At 73.1% G+C, this 23,052-nt stretch carries 21 protein-coding genes; 2 read left to right on the top strand and 19 right to left on the bottom strand.

All coding sequences use genetic code 11. From position 1 onward, the window contains the following. Positions 1-165 precede the first annotated feature (165 nt). Positions 166-528: a hypothetical protein gene (locus ACZ6AA_RS23020; protein ID WP_468480660.1), complete on the bottom strand. Its 363-nt coding sequence runs from the start codon at positions 526-528 to the stop codon at positions 166-168. On the opposite strand from ACZ6AA_RS23020, the gene ACZ6AA_RS23015 reads away from it, so the two are divergent. Further along, entirely contained in the window at positions 505-933 is a 429-nt protein-coding gene (locus ACZ6AA_RS23015; protein ID WP_471459656.1) for a hypothetical protein, read from the top strand. The genes ACZ6AA_RS23020 and ACZ6AA_RS23015 overlap by 24 nt on opposite strands. Positions 934-969: 36 nt before the next feature. On the opposite strand, the gene ACZ6AA_RS23010 is transcribed toward ACZ6AA_RS23015, so the two are convergent. From ACZ6AA_RS23010 to ACZ6AA_RS22960, 11 genes are all read right to left on the bottom strand, one after another. After that, positions 970-2,724 carry a S8 family peptidase gene (locus tag ACZ6AA_RS23010; protein WP_468452965.1) on the bottom strand — a complete coding sequence of 585 codons (1,755 nt, stop codon included), beginning with the start codon at positions 2,722-2,724 and terminating at the stop codon, positions 970-972. 271 nt (positions 2,725-2,995) lie between these two features. Next, a complete protein-coding gene (locus ACZ6AA_RS23005) occupies positions 2,996-4,147 on the bottom strand; it encodes a PAC2 family protein (RefSeq protein WP_468452967.1) in 1,152 nt (383 codons plus the stop codon). Between the two features lie 151 nt (positions 4,148-4,298). Continuing rightward, positions 4,299-4,970, bottom strand: a complete 672-nt coding sequence (locus tag ACZ6AA_RS23000; protein ID WP_030356218.1) for a FadR/GntR family transcriptional regulator — start codon at positions 4,968-4,970, stop codon at positions 4,299-4,301. 161 nt (positions 4,971-5,131) lie between these two features. Next, entirely contained in the window at positions 5,132-5,857 is a 726-nt protein-coding gene (locus tag ACZ6AA_RS22995) for a ferredoxin reductase (RefSeq protein ID WP_471459817.1), read from the bottom strand. A gap of 61 nt (positions 5,858-5,918) precedes the next feature. Next, positions 5,919-6,560: a sulfite oxidase-like oxidoreductase gene (locus tag ACZ6AA_RS22990; protein ID WP_471459815.1), complete on the bottom strand. Its 642-nt coding sequence runs from the start codon at positions 6,558-6,560 to the stop codon at positions 5,919-5,921. Positions 6,561-6,649: 89 nt separating this feature from the next. Continuing rightward, positions 6,650-8,008: an amidohydrolase gene (locus ACZ6AA_RS22985; RefSeq protein WP_468452971.1), complete on the bottom strand. Its 1,359-nt coding sequence runs from the start codon at positions 8,006-8,008 to the stop codon at positions 6,650-6,652. A gap of 85 nt (positions 8,009-8,093) precedes the next feature. Then, positions 8,094-8,888, bottom strand: coding sequence for a nucleoside phosphorylase (locus ACZ6AA_RS22980; protein ID WP_471459653.1), 795 nt, complete (start codon positions 8,886-8,888; stop codon positions 8,094-8,096). Continuing rightward, positions 8,888-9,835: an ABC transporter permease gene (locus ACZ6AA_RS22975; protein ID WP_468452975.1), complete on the bottom strand. Its 948-nt coding sequence runs from the start codon at positions 9,833-9,835 to the stop codon at positions 8,888-8,890. Before ACZ6AA_RS22975 ends, ACZ6AA_RS22980 begins: the two co-directional genes overlap by 1 nt. Continuing rightward, positions 9,835-11,061, bottom strand: a complete 1,227-nt coding sequence (locus ACZ6AA_RS22970) for an ABC transporter permease (RefSeq protein ID WP_471459651.1) — start codon at positions 11,059-11,061, stop codon at positions 9,835-9,837. The genes ACZ6AA_RS22975 and ACZ6AA_RS22970 overlap by 1 nt, the downstream gene beginning before the upstream one ends. Continuing rightward, on the bottom strand, positions 11,051-12,712 hold the full coding sequence (locus ACZ6AA_RS22965; RefSeq protein WP_471459649.1) for an ABC transporter ATP-binding protein: 1,662 nt from the start codon (positions 12,710-12,712) through the stop codon (positions 11,051-11,053). The genes ACZ6AA_RS22970 and ACZ6AA_RS22965 overlap by 11 nt, the downstream gene beginning before the upstream one ends. Next, positions 12,696-13,820: a BMP family ABC transporter substrate-binding protein gene (locus tag ACZ6AA_RS22960; RefSeq protein ID WP_471459647.1), complete on the bottom strand. Its 1,125-nt coding sequence runs from the start codon at positions 13,818-13,820 to the stop codon at positions 12,696-12,698. The genes ACZ6AA_RS22965 and ACZ6AA_RS22960 overlap by 17 nt, the downstream gene beginning before the upstream one ends. 410 nt (positions 13,821-14,230) lie before the next feature. On the opposite strand from ACZ6AA_RS22960, the gene mtnA reads away from it, so the two are divergent. Beyond that, positions 14,231-15,277 (top strand): S-methyl-5-thioribose-1-phosphate isomerase, encoded by a 1,047-nt coding sequence (gene mtnA, locus ACZ6AA_RS22955; RefSeq protein WP_471459645.1) that lies wholly within the window; start codon positions 14,231-14,233, stop codon positions 15,275-15,277. Between the two features lie 234 nt (positions 15,278-15,511). On the opposite strand, the gene mtnB is transcribed toward mtnA, so the two are convergent. From mtnB to ACZ6AA_RS22920, 7 genes are all read right to left on the bottom strand, one after another. Further along, entirely contained in the window at positions 15,512-16,147 is a 636-nt protein-coding gene (mtnB, locus tag ACZ6AA_RS22950; protein ID WP_468452984.1) for a methylthioribulose 1-phosphate dehydratase, read from the bottom strand. Further along, a complete protein-coding gene (gene mtnC, locus ACZ6AA_RS22945; RefSeq protein WP_471459643.1) occupies positions 16,144-16,881 on the bottom strand; it encodes an acireductone synthase in 738 nt (245 codons plus the stop codon). The genes mtnB and mtnC overlap by 4 nt, the downstream gene beginning before the upstream one ends. After that, positions 16,878-17,471, bottom strand: a complete 594-nt coding sequence (locus ACZ6AA_RS22940) for a 1,2-dihydroxy-3-keto-5-methylthiopentene dioxygenase (protein WP_468452988.1) — start codon at positions 17,469-17,471, stop codon at positions 16,878-16,880. Before ACZ6AA_RS22940 ends, mtnC begins: the two co-directional genes overlap by 4 nt. A 143-nt stretch (positions 17,472-17,614) precedes the next feature. After that, complete coding sequence (locus ACZ6AA_RS22935) at positions 17,615-18,679, bottom strand: LLM class flavin-dependent oxidoreductase (RefSeq protein ID WP_468452990.1); 1,065 nt, start codon at positions 18,677-18,679, stop codon at positions 17,615-17,617. Between the two features lie 142 nt (positions 18,680-18,821). After that, on the bottom strand, positions 18,822-20,441 hold the full coding sequence (locus ACZ6AA_RS22930) for a glycerol-3-phosphate dehydrogenase/oxidase (protein ID WP_468452992.1): 1,620 nt from the start codon (positions 20,439-20,441) through the stop codon (positions 18,822-18,824). Between the two features lie 52 nt (positions 20,442-20,493). Beyond that, a complete protein-coding gene (gene glpK / locus ACZ6AA_RS22925; protein ID WP_468452994.1) occupies positions 20,494-22,032 on the bottom strand; it encodes a glycerol kinase GlpK in 1,539 nt (512 codons plus the stop codon). Between the two features lie 47 nt (positions 22,033-22,079). Then, on the bottom strand, positions 22,080-22,865 hold the full coding sequence (locus ACZ6AA_RS22920) for an MIP/aquaporin family protein (protein WP_468452996.1): 786 nt from the start codon (positions 22,863-22,865) through the stop codon (positions 22,080-22,082). Between the last annotated feature and the right edge of the window lie 187 nt (positions 22,866-23,052).

Genomic DNA, 23,052 nt, shown 5'->3' with positions numbered 1-23,052 from the left:
CCCAGCCCCCGCCCCCCCCTCCCCCCCCCCCTCTCCTCCCCCCCCCCCCCCCCCCCCCCTCCCCCCTTCCCGCCCCCCCCCCCCCCCCCCCCGCGGTTCCCTCGGCCTCTCCCAGGGCGCGTCAGCTGGTGGCGCGCCACCGAGGGGGCCGTCACCGGGTGTGGGTCACCTGGTGATCACGATCGCGAGCAGCAGCCCGGGGTTGTTCGTGTCGTAGTAGCCGATCACCGGCTGCCCGTACGCGAAGGCTTCCTGGACCTGGTCGCGGGTGCGGTCGTTGGGGTTCACGTAGACGCGCCATTCGCCGTCCACGTGCAGATACAGCAGGGAGGCCTGGCCCGGCAGCGGCTGGACGACGTCCCAGAAGCTCTGGGCGACGGCACCCGCGAGGGCCTGCGTCGAGATCGTGGGCGCCTGCGCCTGCGGGACCTGCTCCTGGCCGAGCTGCTGCAGCAGCTGCTGGAACGGCTGCTGCTGGCCGAGCTGCTGCATCTGCTGACGCAGGTGCTGCGGGATCTGCTGCTGCATCTGCTGCTGGCCGGGGAACTGCTGACCGGGGATCTGCTGGCCTTGCTGGCGCTGGCCGATCTGACCGATCTGGCCCTGCTGACCGAACGGCTGCTGGCCCTGCTGACCGATCTGGCCGGGCTGAGGCGGCGCGGTGCTCGGGCCCTGCTGCTGCCCGAACTGCTGGCCGTAGCCCTGGCCGATCTGACCCTGCTGACCGAACGGCTGCTGGCCCTGCTGGCCGAAGGGCTGCTGCTGGCTCTGCTGGCCGAACGGCTGCTGCTGGCCGAACTGCTCGGGGCCGTAGCCCTGCTGCCCGTACTGCTGCTGCGGGTTGTACTGCTGGCCCTGGTGCTGGCCCAGTTGACTCATTTGCGGGGTGGTGCTCATGAGGGTGCCACCTTCCGTCAATGGTCGGTCCGTTGATGTGGTGCGGTGGTGCTTCTCGTCGCGTGCCGCGGTTCAGCCCGTGACGACCAGGCCGACGACCTCGTCGTCCGAGAACCAGACACGCACGTCCGGTGATCCCCCGGCGAAGGCGGAGTGCACCGCCTGGCGGGTCTCGGGGGAGGGGTTGTTCAGGTTCCGCCACTGCCCGGCCACGAAGAGCCTGAGGCGCGGCGGGAGTTCGGGGGGATACGGGATCAGCTCGTCCCAGTAGCGCTCGGCGAGGCCCGAGCCCACCGCCGCGGGCAGCAGCTTGGTGACCGCCGCCCTGATGTCGGGGCGGTTGCCGATCCGCTGGGACGCCGGGCGGCCGGGACCGTCCTGCTGCGGCGACCCGGTGGCCCGCAGCACGCCGCGCGCGCGGGACGACGTCATCGGCTGCTGGCCCGCGGCCTTGAGGACGCCCTGGAGCGCGGCGACGGCGCCGACGACGATCGGGGACGCCGACGAGGTGCCGGAGAACGTGTCCGTGTACCAGGCGATCTCGTCCACGCCGCCCTGGAGGTCGCCCGGCTGGTTCCAGAAGCCGCCGGTCGTCGTGGTCTCGCGGCCCCAGCCCTGCGCGTCCAGGCGCGCGCCGTAGTTGGAGAACGCCAGCCGCGAGCGGTCCGGGCCGTGGTCGCGGCCGTGCGTGCCCGGCGGCGGCGCGCCCGCGCCGACCACGACGGCCTCGGAGGAGGGGTTGGACGGGTTGAAGGGGTTGCGCCACCAGGACGGGAACTCGTCGGGGCGCCGCTCGTACACCGCGTCGTCCAGGGACTCCGCGCCGTTGCCCGCCGCCCCCACGACGATGATCCCCTTGGCCGTCGCGTACCGGACCGCGGCGAAGTCGTCCGGCCACCACTCGATGGCGATGTAGCCCTTCTGGTCGTCGCGCGTCTCGAAGTCGAACCTCGGCCCCGGGCGGTGCAGTTCGATGAGGATGACGTCGCCCGGCGCGAGCCGGTCTGCCGCGGCGTGGATCGTCGCCGCCGTGCCCGCCGGGGTGAAGGACGCGACCGCGGTCACGGCGTCCGGCACGATGCCGGTGACGCCGATGGCGTTGCGGTCGGCGCCGATGACACCGATCACGGCGGTGCCGTGGTTGCGCCACGCAAGGTCCTGGATGGGGGTGCCGATCACCACGCCCGCGAGCTTCGCCGCCAGGTCCTCGTGGCTCAGCTGCCAGGCGCCCTCGATGTCGATGACGGTCACGCCGTCACCGCCGCCGCCCAGGCGCTGCCAGGCCCAGTACGCGTCGACGCCCTCGGGCGCAGGCCGCAGATAGCCCTGGCGGCCGCTGAAGTCCGCCGTCGCCGGCATCCCTTCCTTGCGGCGCCGCGCCTCGTCCGGCTCGCCCGCGCCGCCCTGCGGCGCGACGGGCCCGAGCGCGGCCGGTACGGCGCCCGGCTTCACGTACGCCGTGTCGACGCCGGGCAGCGCCGCCATCCGCGCGCGCAGTTCCTGGGCGCGGTCCCCGCCCCCGCGCACCCGGTAGAAGAGCGCCAGGTCGGGCACCTCGCCCTGGGCGTCCGGCGCCGCGGCCCGGAGCCGGTCCTCGCTGCCGAACAGCGGCTCCAGGGTGAGTTGTTCATCGCTGAGGAACATGTTCAGGGCCGACACGTCGGAGCCCGACGCCGAGCGGACACCCTGCTCCTGGGCGCGCAGCCGGGCCTCCGGCCGGGCGACGACGATCAGTTCCTGCTCGGCGGCCCGATACGTGAACCCCGCGCCATCGGGTCCGGGGCCACTGCCCCCGGGGTCGCTGCCCCGCTGCACCTGGTCGGTCATCGCTTCACCGCTCCCTTCGGTTACCGCGCCCCGCCTGCCTTCCGGTCGCTGCACACCCTGCTACCGCCGGGCCCGGCCGTCCAGACCACTTTCGCCCAACAGAGTTTGAACGGAAGTTGAGTTGGGAACCGTGTGCATTTCATCAACAAACTCGTGTCACGCCTGATACCGGCCATATACGGGCGTGATGGCTGTGGTCTCCTGGGCCCTGGGCAACGAGAAGGGGCGGCACCCTCGCGGGTGCCGCCCCTGGAACGTGCCGTCGACCGGCTCAGTCCTCGGAGGAATCCTCTGACGAGGAATCGTCTTTCTTCGTGCCGTCCGTCTTGTCGCCACGGGCGTCGTTTCCGTCGCCGTCGGCCGCGCCACCGTCGGAGCCCGCGGATTTCGCGGTTTCGGCGGTGCCGGACTCCTGGCTTGACTCGGCCGGGTCGCCCTTGGCGTCCGTGGGCTCCGGGCGCGGCTGCGGCTTCGGCGGCCGGGTGCGCTCGCTCGGCGTGTCCCGCAGATACGCCGCCCCGTCCCCGCCGTCCGTGGCGTGCCCGCCGACCTGCCCGGTCCCGGCGACGGGACCGGGGCCGCCGCCGTCGCGCCGCCGCAGATACCGCTCGAACTCCCGCGCGATGGCCTCGCCGGACGCCTCGGGCAGCTCCGCCGTGTCCCGCGCCTCCTCCAGGGACTGGACGTACTCGGCGACCTCGCTGTCCTCGGCGGCGAGCTGGTCGACGCCCAGCTGCCAGGCGCGCGCGTCCTCCGTCAGCTCGCCGAGGGGGATCCTGAGGTCGATCAGGTCCTCCAGGCGGTTGAGGAGCGCGAGCGTCGCCTTCGGGTTCGGCGGCTGCGAGACGTAGTGCGGGACGGCCGCCCACAGGCTGACCGCCGGGACGCCCGCGTGCGTGCACGCCTCCTGGAGGATGCCGACGATGCCCGTCGGACCCTCGTACTTGGTCTCCTCCAGGTCCATGGTGCGCGCCAGGTCCGGGTCGGACGTCACGCCGCTGACCGGGACCGGGCGGGTGTGCGGGGTGTCACCGAGCAGCGCACCCATGATCACGACCAGCTCCACGCCCAGCTCATGGGCGAAGCCGAGCAGCTCGTTGCAGAACGAACGCCAGCGCATGGACGGCTCGATGCCCCGCACCAGGACGAGGTCGCGCGGCTTGTCGCCGCCGACGCGGACCACCGAGAGCCGCGTCGTCGGCCACGTGATCTTGCGCACGCCGCCGTCCAGCCACACCGTGGGCCTGTTGACCTGGAAGTCGTAGTAGTCCTCGGCGTCCAGCGCCGCGAACACCTCGCCCTTCCACTCCTTGTCGAGATGCGCGACCGCGGTGGAGGCGGCGTCGCCGGCGTCGTTCCAGCCCTCGAACGCGGCCACCATGACCGGGTCGATCAGCTCGGGTACCCCCTCGAGCTCGATCACCCAGGCCTCCTTCCGACGTTCTCCTCTAAGTACGCCCCAACCTTACGGCGTCCCGCGGGGCCCTCCGCAGCCCCCCGACGGGGCCGAGTGCCGGATCACTGCCCAGGTCAATCGCCCCTCACGCATGACGCACGCGGTGGAGCCCGGCGACTCACAAGGTCGAGCGCAGCCACTGCTCCACGCTCGCGATGTGCACCGTCGCCCAGGACCGGGCCGCCTCCGCGTCCCGGTCGCGCAGCGCCGCGAGGATCGCCCGGTGCTCGTGCAGGGTGCGGCTGACCGCGTCCTCCTGGGTGAGCCCGCGCCAGACGCGGGCCCGTGTGGTGGGCCCGGACAGGCCGTCGAGGAGGGAGCACAGCACCGAGTTCCCGGACGACTGCACGATGCCGCGGTGGAACTCCAGGTCGCAGGCCACCAGCTCCTCCACGCTCGGCGCCGCGCCGAGCGCGTCCAACTGGGCGGTGAGCGTGTCCAGTTCGGCCTCGCTGATGCGGGCGGCCGCCATTGCCGTGGCGGCGGGCTCCAGGATCCGGCGCACCGCGAGGAACTCCAGGACGGTGTCGTCGCGGTGGAAGTCCACGACGAAGCTCAGCGCCTCGAGGAGCAGTTGCGGGTCCAGGCTGGTGACGTACGTCCCGTCGCCCTGGCGCACGTCCAGGATGCGGATCAGGGAGAGCGCCCGCACCGCCTCGCGCAGCGAGTTGCGGGAGAGCCCGAGCTCCGCGGCCAGTTCGCTCTCCTTGGGCAGCCGGTCGCCGGGGCGCAGCGCGCCGGAGACGATCATGCCCTTGATCTTTTCGATGGCCTCGTCCGTGACAGCCATGGGGACCTCGCCTCAGTGTGCGGACCGGCGCGGACCGGTGGGGACCAGTGCGGACCGGTGGGGACCAGCGGTGACTAGTGGGGACTAGCGGGAACAGCCATCAATAGACATCCGATGTATCGGCTCATTATGTCCCCTGCGGCCGCCGCTGAGCAGGGGGTTCAGCCGAAGCGTTCGATCCTGATCCGGTCCACCGGCTGCCCGCCGTCCACCAGGAGCCGCGAGGCGTGCTCGGCGAAGCCGTTGGACCCGCAGATGTACGCCTCCCAGCCGCCGTCGGGCTGTCCGGCGCCGAGGTGCGGCGCCAAGTGCCCGGCGTTCAGGCGGCCTTCGGCGCGGGTGAGGACGGCCGTGGTCTCGTCGCCGTACTCGTCCGCGTAGATCAGGTCCTCGCGGGTGCGCGCGGAGACGATCAGGCGCAACGGCACGGTCAGGCCCGCGCGGCGGTGGTGGCGGATCATCGACATCAGCGGTACGACGCCGGAGCCCGCGCCGAGCAGCAGTGCGGGCCGGTCGCCGGGCCAGGCGAAGAAGCCGGACAGCGGGCCGCGCACCTCCACGGTGTCGCCCACCCGGGCCACGGTGTGCAGATGCCCGGACACCTCGCCGCCCGGCGCGTGGTCCAGGGTCAGCTCGATCTCGCCGCTGTCGTCGGGCGCGGACGCCAGGGAGTAGTGGCGCTGGGCGACGTAGCCGTCCGGGGCGGTGAGCCGCAGCATCAGGTGCTGGCCCGGCAGATGGCCCTGCCAGTCGGGCACCTTCAGCCGGAACGTCGACGCGGCGGGCGTCTCCCGGCGGATGTCCGTGATCAGGGCCTGCTGCCACACGGCGGCCGAGCGGTTGCTCACGGCGATGCGGCCGGGCACGGCGAACGCGGTCGGCGGCACGAAGCCCGGGGCCGTGCCGAGGGGGCCAAGGGGGCCAAGAGGGCCAAGAGGGAGGGAGTCGTCAGTCACCGGCGTACCTCTGCTCGCGCCACGGGTCGCCCCGGTGGTGATAGCCGTTCTGCTCCCAGAAGCCCGGCTCGTCGTGGTCGAGGAGCGTGAGGCCCGCGATCCACTTGGCGCTCTTCCAGAAGTACAGGTGCGGGACGATCAGGCGGGCGGGCCCGCCGTGCTCCGGCGCCAGCGGCTCCCCGTCGTACTCCCAGACGATCCACGCCCGCCCGCCGGTCACGTCGGCGAGCGGCAGGTTGGTGGTGTAGCCGGTGTGGGAGTACGCGACGACGTGGGTGGCCGTCGGCGCCGGGTCCGTGGCGGCGAGGAACGCGTCCAGGCTCACGCCGCCGAAGCGCACGCCGAACTTGGACCAGCTCGTCACGCAGTGGATGTCGCCCCGGTACTCGGACGCGGGCAGCGCGTGCGCCTCGTCCCAGGTCCAGGTGCGCGGCCGCGCGACCAGGCCGTCGACGCGGAACGTCCAGTCGGCGGCCGCGAGGCTCGGGGTCACCTCGGCGGACAGGACGGGCCAGCCGTCGCGGGCGTCGTACTGGCCCGGGGGCAGGCGTGGGTCGCGGTCGGCGGCGCGGGCGCGGCCGGTGAAGCCGCGGGTCGGCGCGGTGGGCGGGGGATCCGCGGGGGCGGGGTCCATGGGCTCGGGGTCTTCGGGCACGGGGTCGGCCAGGTGCTCGGGTGCTGGGGTGCTCACGTCGGCTCCGGTGCGCACGTCGGTGTCGGCGGTCATGTGGGGACCTCGGCGGTGCGGTGCTCGGCGGTCGCGCGGGGGCGGGGGAGGGGAACGGAGGCGGCGGCCTCGCGCAGGGCGTCGACGGCCCGGCGCTCGTCGACGGTCAGGAGCGTCCGGTCGCGCATCAGGACGCGGCCGTCGACGACGGTGTCGCGCACGTCGGCGGGTCCGGCGGCGTACGCGAGGGTCGAGTACGGGTCGTGCCGGGGCGCGAGGTGCGGGCGGTCCAGGTCGATGACGATCAGGTCGGCGCGCTTGCCGGGCTCCAGGGACCCCAGCTGACCGTCGAGGCCGAGGGCCCGCGCGGCCTCGACGGTCGCCATCCGCACGGCCTGCTCGGCGCCCACCGCCGTCGGGTCGCCGCCCGCCTTGTGCACGAGCGCCGCCGCCCGCACCGCGCCGAGCACGTCGAGGGTGTTGGAGCTCACCGCGCCGTCCGTGCCCAGGCCCACGGTGACGCCCGCCGCCGTCAGGTCCGGCACCCGCGCGATGCCGCAGCCCAGCTTCAGGTTGGACACCGGGCAGTGCGCGACGGCCGTGCCGGTGCGGGCGAGGGCCGCGATCTCGGCGTCGGTCAGGTCGACGGCGTGCGCGAGGAGCGTGTCCGGGCCGAGCACGCCGAGCGAGTCGAGCAGTTCCACGGGGCGCATCCCGTGCAGTTCGGTGACCGTCGCCACCTCGGTGGCGTTCTCGGCGGCGTGCAGGTGCAGGAGCGCGCCGTGGGCGCGGGCCAGCTCGGCGATCGCGGTGAGCTGCTCGGGCACCAGCGTGTACGCGGAGTGCGCGAACACCACGGGCCGGGTGCCAGGCGCCGGGGTGCGGGCTGCCAGGTGGGCCTCGGCCCAGCCGAGCCGGTCGGCGTACGGGCGGCCGTCCGGCGGCTGTGGCACGTCCATGAACGTCGGCCCGGTGAGCAGCCGCCACCCGGCCGCGCGCGCCACCTCCTCGGCCGCCTCGTGGAACCAGTACATGTCGAGCGCGGCCGTCACCCCGCCGCGTACCGACTCCGCGACGGCCGCCCCGATGCCCGCCGCGACCGTCCCCGGCGACAGCAGTGCCGCCTCGCGCGGTATGACGCGCTCCAGGAAGCCCTGGAGGGTCACGTCGTCGGCGGTGCCGCGCAGCAGCGTCATCGCCAGGTGCGTATGGGTGTTGATGAGCCCCGGCAGCACCAGACAGTCGCGCGCGTCGATCTCCTCGGCCGCCGCGTACGCGGCGTGCAGCCGCGCGGCCGGGCCGACCTCGACGATCTCGCCGCCGCGCACGGCGACCGCGCCGTCGGGCACGACCGTGCCGGAGGCGTCGACGGTGAGGACGTCACCGCCGTGGACGAGGAGATCGATGGGAATCATGAGTTCCGTTCCGTGCGAAGGGGCTGCGGTGTCGTGGGACGGGGAGGTCACGGCGTCGGCGGGGTCCTGCCGACGCGGGCGTGGCCTACCGCTTGGTGGGCGATGTCTGCGCGGGCAGCCCGGCGTCCTCGGCGGCCAGCAGGCGCAGTGCGTCCAAGGTTATCCGGGCGCCACGGGTGACGCCGTCGGCGACCACCGAGCGGTGCGGGTCGTAGCCGCCGGTGGCCTCCTCGTCGACCAGTTCGTCGGCGTTGGCGCCGTCGACCACGAGCGCGCCGCCCGCCGTCAGGCCGCGCGTCGAGGCGAACACGTACAGCGCCGAGAGCTCCATCTCGATCGCGGCGATCCCGGCCCGCTCGTAGGCCTCGGCGGGCAGCGGCAGGAAGCCCGGCTGGAAGGCGGCCCGGGTCCACACCACGCCCCGGTGGTACGGGGCTTGTGCCGCCCGGGCCGCCCGCTGGAGCGCGAGCACCGCCTCCGGCGCGGCGAACGCCGGGTACTCGGCCGGGATCAGCTGCTGGGTCACGCCGTCGTCGCGCACCGCCGCGTCCGCGACGACCAGGTCCCCGTCCCCGATGCCGGGCCGGATCGCCCCCGCCGTCCCCAGGCGGATGAAGTGCGTCACACCCGCGTCGGCCAGCTCCTGGAACAGGCACAGGGCACCGGGCGCGCCCACCCCGTGCGAGGACACGGCGACGGGCAGGTCCTGCCAGCTTCCGGTGAAGGTGCGGTACTCGCGGTGGTACGAGACCTCCTTGGCGCCGTCGAGCAGCTCGGCGACGGCCGCGGCGCGCGCGGGGTCGCCGACGACGACGGCGTACGGGGGCAGGCCGGAACGCGGCACTCCGGAGATGGGCAGGGTGTCGGCGGATGTCGTCATCAGGATGCTCCTACCAGGGGATCGGACGGCTTGGGTGACGTCGGGCGCCGGGGTGGTCCGGGCGGACGTGCGGGTGCGGCGCGGCGGCGTCGGCGTGCGGTGGACAGGAAGAGGGCGACGAGGGTCACGACGTACGGCGCGGCGTCCGTGGCCTGCTGCGGCAGCCCGACCCCCTGCAACCGGAAGCCCACGGCCTCCGCGACCCCGAAGAGCAGCGCCGCGAGCAGCACGCCGAGTGGCGCCGCCCGGCCCAGCATGACGGCCACCACGGCGATCCAGCCGCGCCCCGCCGTCATGTTCTCCGAGAACAACGTCACGTTGCCGAGAGCCAGTTGGGCCCCCGCGAGCCCGCACAGGACGCCCGACGCGAGCACCGCGGCGTAACGGTACTTCGCCGGGCTCACCCCCAGCGTCGCGGCCGCCTCTGGCGCTTCCCCGACACCGCGCAGCCGCAGCCCCCACGGGTGCCGGGCGAGGAACAGCGCGCTGACGGCGACGGCGCCCCACGCCGCGTACACGAGCAGCGAGTGGCCCGAGAGGACGGGGCCGAGCAGGGGGACGTCGATCTCGCCGAGGCCCGGCAGGTCCGGGTCGGAGAAGGTGCCCTGGACGCCGAAGACGGTCCGCAGCAGATAGCCCGTCAGGCCGACGGCCAGCAGGTTCAGGGCGACGCCGAGGACGACGGCGTCGCCGCGCAGCGTGATGGCGCCCACGGCGAGGATCAGCGCGTACGCGGCCGCGGCGAGCGCGGCGAGGGCCACGCCCAGCCAGGCGCTGCCCGTGTACCAGCTCCCGGCGACGGCCGCGAAGCAGCCGACCAGCATCATGCCTTCGAGCCCGATGTTGAACACGCCCGCGCGCTCGCAGATCGCGCCGCCGAGCGCGGCGAGCAGGATCGGGGTGAGCGCGAGCAGCGCGGAGTGGAAGAGGGCGGAGTCGACGCTCATCAGGACGGCACCTCGGTCTTGTCCGTTCGCTGGGGGTGGTCCTGGCCGGGGGCGGGCTCCGCGCCGGGTGCGAGGACCTTGCCGGGCGCGTGGTCCGTGCCGCGCGCCCCGCGGGACTCCTCCGCGCCCTCGGGTCTGCGCGCGCGTCGCCAGGTGAGGCGCAGCCGCGCCGCGAGGAACACGATGACGACGGCCTGGAGCACCTGCGTCAGCTCGCGCGGCACCTCCGTGGCCCGCTCCATGGCGAGCCCGCCCACGTCGAGCGCCGCGAAGAACAGCGCGGCGAGCGCCGTCCCGAGGGGCGCGGCGGACGCAAGCAGCGCCGCGGTGAGCGCCGTCCAGGTGTGCCCCGCGCCGGTCAGCGCCCCGTCGATGAAGCGGTAGGGGAAGCTGAGCACGCCGATCGCGCCCACCAGGCCCGCCATGCCGCCGGACAGCGCCATCAGGCGCAGTGTCAGGCGCGGCCGGTCCACGCCCGCGTACGCGGCGAAGCGCGGGTTCAGGCCGGTCATCCGGATCTCGTAGCCGGCGCCGGTGCGGGCGTCCGCGAACACGAACAGACCGGCGGCGAGCAGGACGAGCAGCAGGCCGACGGTGACCGTCGAGTCCCCGAAGGCGGGCAGCGCGACGCCGTCGGGCAGCCGCCGCGTCTGCGGCAGGCTCGACCCGTCCTCCTTCAGCGGGAAGCGCGCCAGGTACGAGGCGAAGGACATCGCCGGATAGCCGAGGAGCAGACTGCTGACGAGCAGCGGCACCCCGAACCGGTTCTGGCACACCGCGGCAAGGGCTGCGTACGCGGCCCCGGCGACCGTGCCCGCGAGCAGCGCGGCCGCCACCGCGAGGGGCGCGGGCAGCGGTACGTACAGACCGGTCGCCGCCGCCGCGATCCCGCCGAGCACGAGCTGCCCGTCCCCGCCGAGGTTCAGCAGGCCCGCCCGAAGGGGGACGGCGAGCGCGACCGCGAGGCCGAGGACGGACGTCCCCGTCGTCAGGGTCGGCCCGATCCCGTCCGGACCGAGCGCGCCGGTGACGACGGATCCGTACGCGTCCACGGGGTCGGCGCCCGTCCCGAGCAGGAACAGCGCGCCCACGGCCACGGCGGCGAGGACGGAGTGCAGGGCGGAGGAGCCCAGGAAGCGGCGCAGGGCGGGGGAGCGCGGGGCGCGGGTGGCCGGGGGTGGGGCCGGGGGCGATGGGGAGGGGACCGAGGGGGTCTCAACTGCCATGAGGGAGGCCTTCCTTGGGAGCCGCGGGTTCGGTGGCTGCGGCCGCGCCTTCGGGAGCGGGTGCGGGCGGGCCCGACCCCCCGCCCGCCATCGCAAGCCCCAGCGCCCGCTCGTCCGCCTCTTCGCGAGTGAACTCGGCCGTCACGCGCCCCTCGTACATCACGAGCACCCGGTCCGAGAGCCCCCGGATTTCGCTCAGCTCGGCCGAGACGAGCAGGATGGCGTGCCCCGCGTCCCGGTGGGCGATCAGCTCCTGGTGGATGGTCTGGATCGCGCCGATGTCGACGCCGCGCGTGGGCTGCTCGGCGATCAGCAGGGGCGCCTCATGGGCGAGTTCCCGGCCGATGACCAGCTTCTGGAGGTTCCCGCCGGACAGGGCGCCCGCCGGGTGCCGCTCGGACGCGGCCTTGATCGAGAACCGCTCGATCAGCTCGCGCGCGTGCGCCCGCAGCCAGGACGGCCGCAGCAGCCGGTGCCCCCGGTGGTGCCCCATGGCGAGGTTCTCGGCGACGGACGCGGCGGGCGCGGTGCCCACGGCGGCCCGGTCCTCGGGGACGTACGCGAGTCCGGCCGCCCGCCGCCGCGCGGCCGACGCGTGCGTGATGTCGACCCCGGCCAGGGCGACCCGGCCGCCGGTGACGGGCCGCAGACCGGCGACGGCCTCGACGAGTTCGCTCTGGCCGTTGCCCGCGACCCCGGCGATGCCGACGATCTCCCCGGCGCGCACGGACAGCGAGACGTCCCGCACGGCGTCGGTCCGCAGCTCGCTCACCGCGAGGACCTCGTCGCCCGGCGCACCGGACGGATGCACCCGGTCGAGCACGACCGCGCGCCCCGTCATCGCCTCGGCGAGGGCGTCCGCGCTGGTCTCGGCCGTGCGCAGGCGCGCGGCCACCCGCCCGTCCCGCAGCACCGTCACGGCGTCGCTGCCCTCCATGACCTCACGCAGCTTGTGCGTGACCAGGAGAACGGTGCGGCCGTCGGCGGCCAGCGACCGCAGCACCGCGAACAGCGCGTCGGCCTCGGCGGGCGTCAGCACGGCGGTGGGCTCGTCCAGGATGAGCGTGCGGGCACCCCGGTGCAGCAGCTTGAGGATCTCCACGCGCTGGCGCACCCCCACCGGCAGGTCACCGACCCGCGCCGCCGGATCGACGGCGAGTCCGTGCCGCTCGGCGAGCGCGCCCACCTCGCGCACGGCCGCCGCCCGGTCCACGAGGCCGAAGCGGCGCGGCTCGGCGGCGAACACCACGTTCTCGGCGACGGTGAACGAAGGGAAGAGCCGGAAGCTCTGGTGCACCATGCCGAGCCCCGCGGCGATCGCCTGGCTCGGGTCGGCGAAGGCGACCTCGCGCCCGTCGAGCAGGATCCGCCCGGCGTCCGGCCGCAGCAGCCCGTACAGGACGGACATCAGCGTGGACTTGCCCGCCCCGTTCTCACCCATCAGGGCGTGGATCTCGCCGCGCGCGACGGTCAGGTCCACGCGGTCGTTGGCGAGGGTGCCGGGGAACTCCTTGGTGATGCCGCGCAGTTCGACGGCGGGCGGTGCGGTCGCGGTGCCTGCGGCCGGCGGAGCGGCTTCCCCGGCGCTCGCCGTCGCCGTCGCCGTCGCCGTCGTCGCCGTCGCCGGGGCGGGCTCAGGCGGCCGGGTCATCGACCGTCAGCTTCCCGGCGACGATGTCGTCCCGCAGCCCCTTCACCCGCTTCAGCACGTCGCGGTGGTCCGCGATGAGGCACTTGGATGCGCCGAGCCCCGGCTCCAGGCCGGTCAGCGACATCCCGCCCTCCTTCAGGCCGTACGAGACGGTCGAGCCGCCCTTGCCCGCGAGGATCTGCGCGACGCCCTTCTCGACGGCGACATCGGTCTTCTTCAGGACGTTGTCGACGACGACGCCGGGAGCCGTCAGGCACTGGTTGGCGTCCACGCCGTACGCCTGGAAGCCCTTGGCCTTCGCAGCCTGGAAGACGCCGGTGTTGCCGCCCGCGGCGGCCGCCATCACCTGGTCGGCGCCGCCCGACGCGAGTGTCGCCGCCTGGTCCTTGGCGCGCGCCGCGTCGTTGAACGGCGACTGCCCGCCCACGAACAGCGTCCGCGACGAGGTCCCCGCGCGGACCTTCTTCGCGCCCGCCGCGAACGGCTCGCTGTAGCGCCGGAACTGGGGCGTGTCGAGCACGTCCACGGCACCGACCTTCTGGCTCTCGCTCAGCAGCCCGGCCTCGGCGCCCGCCAGATACACCGCCTCGTGCTCCCGGAACACCGCACACGTCACGTTCTTGTACGTCTTCTCGGTGCACGCGTCGACCAGCAGGAACTGCTGGTCGGGGTGCGCCTCGGCCTGCTGCGCCACGAGGTCGGCGAACTCGAAGCCGACCAGCACGACGACGTCCGGCGCGGAGTCCACCGCCGACTGCACGTTCTGCTGCCGCGAGTTGGTGTCGCTGCTCTGGAACACCCGCCGGCTGCCGCCCTGCTTCTTCGCCGCCGCCTCGACGCCGGTGACGGCGAGCTTCAGGAACTCGTTCTGCGCCACGGGGTCGGGCGTGACGAGCGTGAACGCCTTGCCGCCGCCTTCCTTGTCCGCGCCGTCGTCCTTGGCTGCGGCGTTGCAGCCGGTGGCGAGGAGGGCGGCGCCGACGACGGCGCTCGTGAGGCGAAGGGTGCGGCTCCTCCTCGACGGTGACGGTGACGGTGACGGCGATGGCGACGGGGAGGTCGGGGACGGCGGGAACAGCCGAACAGCCGGACCGGACGGAACAGTCATCAGGGTGCGCCTTCTGGAAGGTGCCTGGGGATCAGGCAACGGCAGGCAGGGAGTTGACGCGGTGGGGCGCGCGGGGGAAGGGGGAGCCCGGGGTGGCGGTACGGGGAGCGGTGGGCGAGCGACGGAAGGGCGCCGCTCAGCGCATACAGCCCGTACCGGGCATACAGCGGCGACAGCGGCACATGAGGTGGCCGCGGGACACGGCGGGGCGGCACACGGCGCTCTTGGCGGTCATGGCTGTCCTCCTCACACCGTGGGTCCGACCGGGGTGGGCGTGAGAGTAACACCGGAATTCGGACGGCCGCACGAACGTCTCGAAATGTGGTTCGGGCAGGTCAGGTACGGTGGCGGCACCCCTCGCACCCTCTGATCTCCCCGATCTCCTCGGGGATTCCCCGGAGTTGAGCAGCATGAGCAACAGCAGCAGCCAGGACCTGCGCGCCGTCCTCTGGACGACATCGGCGGACGGCCCCGCCCTGTCCCTGATCGACCAGACGGCCCTGCCGCACGCCCTGGAGCGCGTCGAGGTGCGCACCGTCGGCCAACTCGTGGACGCCATCGTGCGGTTGGTGGTCCGGGGCGCGCCCGCGATCGGCGCGGCCGGTGCGTACGGCGTGGCGCTCGCCCTCGTCCAGGGCGAGCGGGAGGGCTGGACGCGGGCCCGTCTCGACGCCGAGGTCGCCCGGATCCGCGCCGCGCGGCCCACCGCCGTGAACCTCATGGCGAGCGTCGACCGGGTCGCGCCGCGCGTCGACGAAGGGCTCGACGCGGTGCTCGCCGAGGCGCACGCCGTCGTCGACGAGGACCTCAAGGCCAACCACGCCATGGGCGCGTACGGCGCCGACTGGCTCCTCGCCCGCGTCGGCGTCGACCGTCCCCTGCGTGTCCTCACCCACTGCAACACCGGTGCCCTCGCCACCGCCGGGTGGGGGACCGCGCTCGGCGTCATCCGTGAACTCCACCGGCGCGGGCGCCTGGAGACCGTGTACGCCGACGAGACCCGGCCGCTCCTCCAGGGCGCGCGGCTCACCGCCTGGGAACTCGCCCAGGAAGGCATCCCGCACTTCGTGCAGGCCGACTCCGCCGCCGCCGGGACCATCCTGCGCGGCGAGGTCGACGCGGCCGTCGTCGGGGCCGACCGCATCGCCGCCAACGGCGACACCGCCAACAAGGTCGGCACCGTCGGCATCGCCCTCGCCTGCGCCTACGCCCGCATCCCCTTCGTCGTCGCCGCCCCCACCACCACCGTCGACCTCGCCACCGCCACCGGCGACGGCATCCGCATCGAACTGCGGAGCGAGGACGAGGTCCTCTCCTGGGGCGGCCTCCGCACCACGCCCGCCGCGTCGCGCGGCCACAACCCGGCGTTCGACGTGACGCCGGGGAAGCTGGTGACGGCTCTGGTGACGGAGCGGGGCGTACGGGAGGTTTCGGCGGGCGAGATGCCGGTGGGGTAGGGGGGCCTCACGAGGGGCTGGAAAATGTGCCGGTATGCACCAGCCCGTCCGGCGTTTGAGGACGAGCCGCGGAGCGGCGATTCGGCGGGGGCTTGTCCCACCCGCCCGTGACCCCCACCCCTATTCAGCCCGTCCGGCGCTTGAGGACGAGGCGCGGAGCGCCGATCAGCGGGGGTCCGGGGGCGCAGCCCCCGGTTTCGGGAAGGGGTGGGGTTGGGGAGCCCCCGGCAAGGCTCAACCCTCCGCCAGCTCCAGCTCCAGCAACCACTCCACCACCTCGGCCCGATGCCGCGCCTCGCGAGGATCCGCTCCCCAGACGTACAAGCCGTGCCCAGCCACCACCACAGCCGGCATCCCGGGCGAAAGGGCGGCCTCGAGCCGATCCCCGAGCACCTCCATGTCCTGGCTGTTGCCGATCACCGGCAGGGTGACGGCCACCTCGTGGGTGGGATGCCCGAGCCCCTTGAGCATCTCCAGGTCCCGGAAGCCGATGCCCTCCGGCCGCCGCCGCCCGAGCGCGACGGAGGCGACGGTGTGGACGTGGACCACGGCCCCCGCCCCGGTGAGCCGCACGACCCGCGCGTGCAGCGCGGCCTCGGCGGACGGCCGCCCGGCCCCGAGAGCGGCGCCCTGGTCGTCGGTGAGGACGACGTCGGAGGGGGTGAGTTCGCCCTTGTCGCGCCCGCTGGCGGTGACGGCGAGCCGTACGGGATCGCGGGAGACGACGACGGAGAGGTTCCCGGAGGTCCCGCGCATCCAGCCGAAGGAGGCGAACCGCGCAGCCTCGGCGGCGAGCACGGCCCCGGCCTCCTGAAGGTCCAGGTCAAGCTTCGGGCCAAGGTCGGCCCCACGGCCAGCGATCCCGCTCATGCGTCCGTCCTCCGCTCAGAGAGCAACTCGATCTCCCCGAAGGCGGCTGCCTCCGGATGCCCGCCGACCCCGGCGGCGAAGTACGGCTCCCCGACCCGCCGCACGCCCACGGTCCGCCACCCGGCGTCCCGCGCGGCGTCCAACTCCCCGAGCCGGTCGGACAGGAAGAGGGTGCGCCCGGCCGGCACACCGATCGCGGCGGTGATGGCGCGGTAGGAGCCGGCCTCCTGCTTCGGCCCGGCGTTCTCGGTGTCGTACAGGCCGCTGACGAGCCGGGTGAGGTCACCCTCGGCGGAGTGGGCGAACCAGGCGCGCTGCGCGGCCACCGATCCGGAGGAGTACACGTACAGGCTCAGCCCGGCGGCGTGCCACCGCCGCAGCACCGGAACGACGTCTTCGTAGAAGTGGGAGACGAGGTCCCCGAGGGCGAACCCCTCGGCCCAGAGGACGCCTTGGAGGGCCTTCAGGGGGGTCGCCTTGCGGTCCGCGTCGGCCCACTCGCCGAGGACCTTCTCGACGCGCGCCGCGTCCGCGTCCGGTTCGCCGATCTCCTCGCGGACCTGCGCCACGGCCCGCGCGACGACCGGCTCCCCGGCCCGCCGGGTCAGCAGCTCGCCGAACCGCTCGCGGGCGTAGGGGTACATGACGTCCACGACGAAGCCGGTGGCGCTCGTGGTGCCCTCGATGTCGAGCACCACGGCGTCGACCGAGCCGGACGGGAAGCGCACGCTCACGCGGCGGACTCCGCGTACCCGGCGTGGAGGGTGTCGAAGTCCGGGAAGCGCTCGGCGATGGGGCTGCCGGTGAAGTTGCCGACCCAGCCGTCCTCCTCGTGGAAGAAGCGGATGGCGGTGAACGACGGCGACGTACCCATGTCGAACCAGTGCGTCGTGCCGCGCGGCACCCCGAGCAGATCGCCCTTCTCGCAGTAGACGGCGTGCACTTCGCCTGCCACGTGCAGATAGAAGATCCCGGCGCCCGCGACGAAGAAGCGCACCTCGTCATCGTCGTCGTGGGTGTGCTCGGCGAGGAACTTCTGCCGGGCGGCCCTGGCCTTGTCGGGCCACCCGGGGTCGTCGCTCGGGTGCAGGGCGACCACGTCGACGGTCCGGAAGCCCTCTTCGGCGTTGAGCTGGTCGATCTCCGCGCGGTACGCGGCGAACACGGTGTCGCTGTCCGCGTCGGCGGGCACGTCCGCGCGGACCGGCCACTGTTCGTAGCGCACGCCGAGGGGCGCGAGCGCGGCGGCTATCTCGACGGGGTCGGCGGTACGGCGCACGACGGTCGCGGGGCCGGACTCCGGCCAGGTGGTGAGGAGAGTCATGGGTCACTCCAGAAGGCAGTGAGTGGTACAGGGGCGGGGCCGGACGCCTGTGCGGATCGTAGCCCGGAGCGGTCCGGGGGCACGAGGTGTTCCACAGCGTGGACGACGGCCCGCCGTCGGCCCGGGGGAGGGGACGGGAGCGGTCAGGCGTCGGACCAGAGTGTCGACGGCGCCTCGCGCCGCACCACCGGAGCGATCTCCTCCGCGAACCGCTGGAGGGTTTCGACCTGTTCGCCGCGCGCCAGGCCGAACCCGTCCACGGAGATCGACTGCAGATCGTGCCGGTACACCTCGTGGTAGCCGAGGATCTTGTCGATGATCTGCTGCGGGGATCCGATGAGCTGCGGTCCGTCGGCGACGGCGTCCTCGATCGTGCGGAAAGGGGTGTTGTAGCCCGCCTTTCCTTCGAGGTGCGGCTTGAACGTCTGGCGCACCCTCGCCTCGTACAGTTCCCGGTAGCGGCTCACGGCCTGCTCCGCGCTGTCCGCGATGAGCAACCCGCCCGAGCCCGCCGCCACATGGGCCCGCGCCGGGTCGTGGCCGTGCGCCTCGAACCGCTCCCGGTAGTGCGCGATGAGCTTCGCGTACGCGGCGCGCGGCTGGATGGCGTTGGCGGTGAAGAGCGGATCGCCGTGCAGGGCGGCGAGTTCGGGGGAGTTGCGGGAGGTCGCGGAGCCGTGCCAGACGCGCGGCGGACCGGCGTACGGGCGCGGCACGGTCGTCACGTCCTTCAGGGCGGGACGGAACTCGCCCGCCCAGTCGACGTTCTCCTCCCGCCACAGCCGCCGCAGGAGTTCGTACTTCTCCTTCTGGAGGTCCCACTGGCGGGCCTCGTCGAGCCCGAACAGGTCGAAGTGGCCCGCCTCGGCACCCTTGCCGATCACCAGCTCCACGCGCCCGCGCGAGAGCTGGTCGAGCGTCGCGTAGTCCTCGGCGACCCGCACCGGGTCGAGGATCGCGACCACCGTCACGCCGGTCAGGAGCCGGATGCGGGACGTGCGCGCCGCGAGCGCGCCGAGCACCACCGTCGGGCTCGACGACAGGAACGCGCCCGCGTGCCGCTCGCCCACCGCGTACGCGTCGTATCCGAGCCGTTCCGCCTCGACACCGACCTCGACGACGTCCTCGAACCGCTCGGCGGCGGAGGGGAGTTCACCGGTCAGGGGGTGGGGCGAGTGGGAGATGAGGGAAAGGACCTGAAACTTCATGCTTCAAATGTGCGCGTCGAACGTTGCGGCGGTGTGGCGGCGGCATGGCACCCCCCGGTAGAGGCAGGAGCGAGGTATGAGTAAGGGGCGGTCGCCATGGCGACCGCCCCTTACCGACTGCCCTGGGGGCAGCGCTTGCGCGTCAGCTCTTCTTGCCCAGCAGGTCCTCGACCTTGCCACGGATCTCGTCCGTCGCCAGGCCCCGGATCGTCAGGGTCGTACGGCGACGCAGCACGTCGTCGGCCGTCTCGGCCCACTCGTTGTCACGGGCGTACACGACCTGCGCCCAGATCTCCGGGGCGTCGGGGTGCACGCGCTCGGCCAGCTCCGGGTTCTCGTTCGCCAGGCGGGCGATGTCGAAGGACAGGGAGCCGTAGTGCGTGGCCAGGTGGCGCGCGGTGTCGGGCGCCATGCGCGGGCCGGGCGCCGGGCCGTCGACCAGGAGGCGGTGGGCGACCGCGCGCGGGTTGGCGATACCGGGCAGCGGCAGCTTCTTCGGCAGCTCGGAGATCGGCTCGTAGTCGTCACCGAGCGGGTGGCCCGGCAGCGCCTCCAGCTTCTTCATGACCGTACGGCCGATGTGGCGGAACGTCGTCCACTTGCCGCCCGCGACCGACAGCATGCCGCCGCGGCCCTCGGTGACGACCGTCTCGCGCTTGGCCTTGGAGGTGTCGCCGGGACCGCCGGGAAGCACCCGCAGACCCGCGAAGGAGTACGTGATCAGGTCCCGGGACAGCTGCTGGTCGCGGATGGAGAACGCGGCCTCGTCCAGGATCTGCGCGGTGTCGGACTCGGTGACGCGCACGTCCGCCGGGTCGCCCTCGAACTCCTCGTCGGTGGTGCCGAGCAGCAGCATGTCCTCCCAGGGCAGGGCGAACGTGATGCGGTACTTGTCGATCGGCGTGGCCAGCGCGGCCTTCCAGGGGGCGGTGCGCTTGAGGACCAGGTGCGCGCCCTTGGACAGACGGATGGAGGGGGCCGCGTCCGGGTTCTCCATCTTGCGCAGGTGGTCGACCCAGGGGCCGGTCGCGTTCAGGACCAGGCGGGCGTTGACGCCGAACTCCTCGCCGTCCACGCGGTCCTTGAGGTCGGCTCCGGTGACCCGGCCGCCGGTGAAGCGCAGGCCGGTGACCTCGGCGTGGTTGAGGACGGCGGCGCCGGCCTCGGCGGCGGCGCGGACCGTCATCAGGGCCATGCGCGCGTCGTTCATCTGGTCGTCGCCGTACACGGCGACGGCCTTCAGGTTGTCCGTGCGCAGCTCCGGCACGTCCTGCGCCGCCTTGGCGGGGGAGAGCAGGTGGCCGACGCCGTCGCCGAACGCGGACAGGGCCGAGTAGGCGAAGACGCCCGCGCCGAGCTTGGCGGCGCCGTGCGGGCCGCCCTTGTAGACCGGCAGGTAGAAGGTGAGCGGGTTGGCGAGGTGCGGTGCCACCTGGCGTGACACCGCACGCCGCTCGAAGTGGTTCTCCGCGACCAGCTTCACCGCGCCGGTCTGCAGGTAGCGCAGACCGCCGTGGAGAAGCTTGGAGGAGGCGGAGGAGGTGGCGCCGGCGAAGTCGCCGGCGTCCACCAGGGCCACCCTGAGACCCGACTGCGCGGCATGCCAGGCGGTGGAGATGCCCAGGATTCCGCCGCCGATCACCAGGAGGTCGTAGGACGCCTTGGACAGACGTTCCCGGGTCTCGGCGCGGCTCGGCGCGCTGCCCGCGGCCGGAGGCGTGCCGAGAGCCGGAAAGGCGGGGCCGCTCTGCAGGGTGGTCATGGTTGCTTAACTCCTCATCAGCCGAGCCGAGTGCGGTTCAGCTCAGCTCTCGTCAGCTCTCGTCTTCGAGCCAGCCCATGGTCCGCTCGACGGCCTTGAGCCAGTTCTTGTACTCACGGTCGCGGATGTCCGCGTCCATGCGGGGGGTCCACTCCGCGGCCCGGCGCCAGTTGGCGCGCAGGTCGTCGGTGGAGGACCAGAAGCCGACGGCGAGACCGGCGGCATAGGCGGCGCCGAGGCAGGTCGTCTCGGCGACCATGGGGCGCACCACCGGCGCGTCCAGGAAGTCCGAGAGGGTCTGCATCAGCAGGTTGTTGGAGGTCATGCCGCCGTCGACCTTGAGGGCCGCGAGCTCGACGCCGGAGTCCTTCGTCATGGCGTCGGTGATCTCACGGGTCTGCCAGGCGGTGGCCTCCAGAACGGCGCGCGCGATGTGCGCCTTGGTGACGTACCGGGTCAGACCGGCGATCACACCGCGGGCGTCGGAACGCCAGTACGGGGCGAACAGGCCCGAGAAGGCCGGTACGAAGTACGCGCCGCCGTTGTCGTCGACCGAGGACGCGAGGGTCTCGATCTCGGCGGCGGAGTTGATCAGGCCCATCTGGTCGCGCATCCACTGCACGAGCGAGCCGGTGACGGCGATGGAGCCCTCGAGGGCGTAGACCGGCTTCTGCTCGCCGATCTGGTAGCCCACGGTGGTGAGCAGTCCGGAGTACGAGTTGATGGCCTTCTCACCGGTGTTCATCAGCATGAACGTGCCGGTGCCGTACGTGGACTTGGCCTCGCCCTCCTCGAAACAGGTCTGGCCGAACAGGGCCGCCTGCTGGTCGCCGAGCGCGGAGGCGACCGGGACGCCGCCCAGGATGTCGCCGAGCTTGCCGCCGGTGACCTCGCCGTAGACCTCGGCGGAGGAGCGGATCTCGGGGAGGATCTGGGTCGGCACGCCGATGGACTCGGCGATGCGCTCGTCCCACTCCATGGTGTGCAGGTTCATCAGCATGGTGCGCGAGGCGTTGGTGACGTCGGTGACGTGCTTGCCGCCGTTCACCCCGCCCGTCAGGTTCCAGATGACCCAGGAGTCCATGGTGCCGAAGAGGATGTCGCCCGCCTCGGCGCGCTCGCGCAGGCCGTCGACGTTGTCGAGCAGCCAGCGGGCCTTGGGCCCGGCGAAGTAGGAGGCCAGCGGCAGGCCCGTCTCGCGGCGGAAGCGGTCCTGGCCGACGTTGCGGCCGAGCTCCTTGCAGAGGGCGTCGGTGCGGGTGTCCTGCCAGACGATGGCGTTGTACACCGGCTCGCCGGTGTTCTTGTCCCACAGCAGCGTGGTCTCGCGCTGGTTGGTGATGCCGATGGCCTTGATGTCGGCGCTGGTGATGCCGGCCTTGGAGATGGCCCCGGCGACGACTTCCTCGACGTTGGTCCAGATCTCGGTGGCGTTGTGCTCGACCCAGCCCGGCTTCGGGAAGATCTGCTCGTGCTCCTTCTGGTCGACGGAGACGATGCGCCCGTCGCGGTCGAAGACGATGCAGCGGCTGGACGTGGTGCCCTGGTCGATGGCCGCGATGAAGGGGCCGGCGGTGTGTGCGTCGGTCACGGTGTGCTCCTGAAAGTCCGTCGGGTGGTCGTGGTCGGCGTGGTCGCTCAGAACAGCTTGAAGATGTACGCGGCGAGAGCGCCGCCGATCAGCGGTCCGACGACGGGAATCCACGCGTACGACCAGTCGGAGCCACCCTTGTTGGGGAGCGGGAGCAGCGCGTGCACGACGCGCGGGCCGAGGTCACGGACCGGGTTGATGGCGTAGCCCGTGGGGCCGCCGAGCGAGAGGCCGATGCCGACCACGACGAGCGAGGTGATCAGGGCGCCGAGGACGCCGAGGCCGTTGCCGCCGTCGTTGAGGCCCTGCGTGAGGATCGCCAGGACGAGCACGGTCGTGGCGATGATCTCGGTCACGAGGTTCTGGGCGACGTTCCGGATCTCCGGACCGGTCGAGAAGATGCCGAGCACGGGTCCTGCCTCGGGCGCCGCCTTCAGGTCGACCATGCCCTCGTCGCCGGACTTGGCGCCCACGATCTCCGGGTCCGTGAGGTGGGCCTGGAACTGGCCGTAGTACGTGGCCCACACGAGCACCGCACCGATCATGGCGCCGAGGAACTGCGAGCCGAGGTAGATCGGCACGTCGCTCCACTTGGTGCCGCCGTCCACGGCGAGGCCGATGGTGACCGCCGGGTTGAGGTGCGCGCCGGAGACGCCGCCCGCGAGGTAGGCGCCGGTCAGTACGGCGAAGCCCCAGCCGAACGTGATCGCGAGCCAGCCCGCGTCCTTGGCCTTCGAGCGCTTGAGCGTGACGGCGGCGCACACGCCACCACCGAGCAGGATGAGCACGGCGGTACCGATGGTCTCGCCGATGAAGATGTCGGAGCTGGACACCCGCGACTCCTTTGTCCTTCGTCCAGGGAAAGGCGAACCCCGGGTCCCTCCGGTGGTCCGCGCCCTCAGGTGAGGGCGTTGCCGGCCCTGGCTTGCCCCACTGTAACGCGTAATGCCGTTAGGTGTTCGACAATGCCGACCGGTGGACGCGAGTCTGGCCGTGGGGTTACCAGCGCGTCAAGAGTTC

Source organism: Streptomyces sp. NPDC040610 (assembly GCF_055594065.1).
This window is presented reverse-complemented; position numbering and strand designations above follow the sequence as displayed.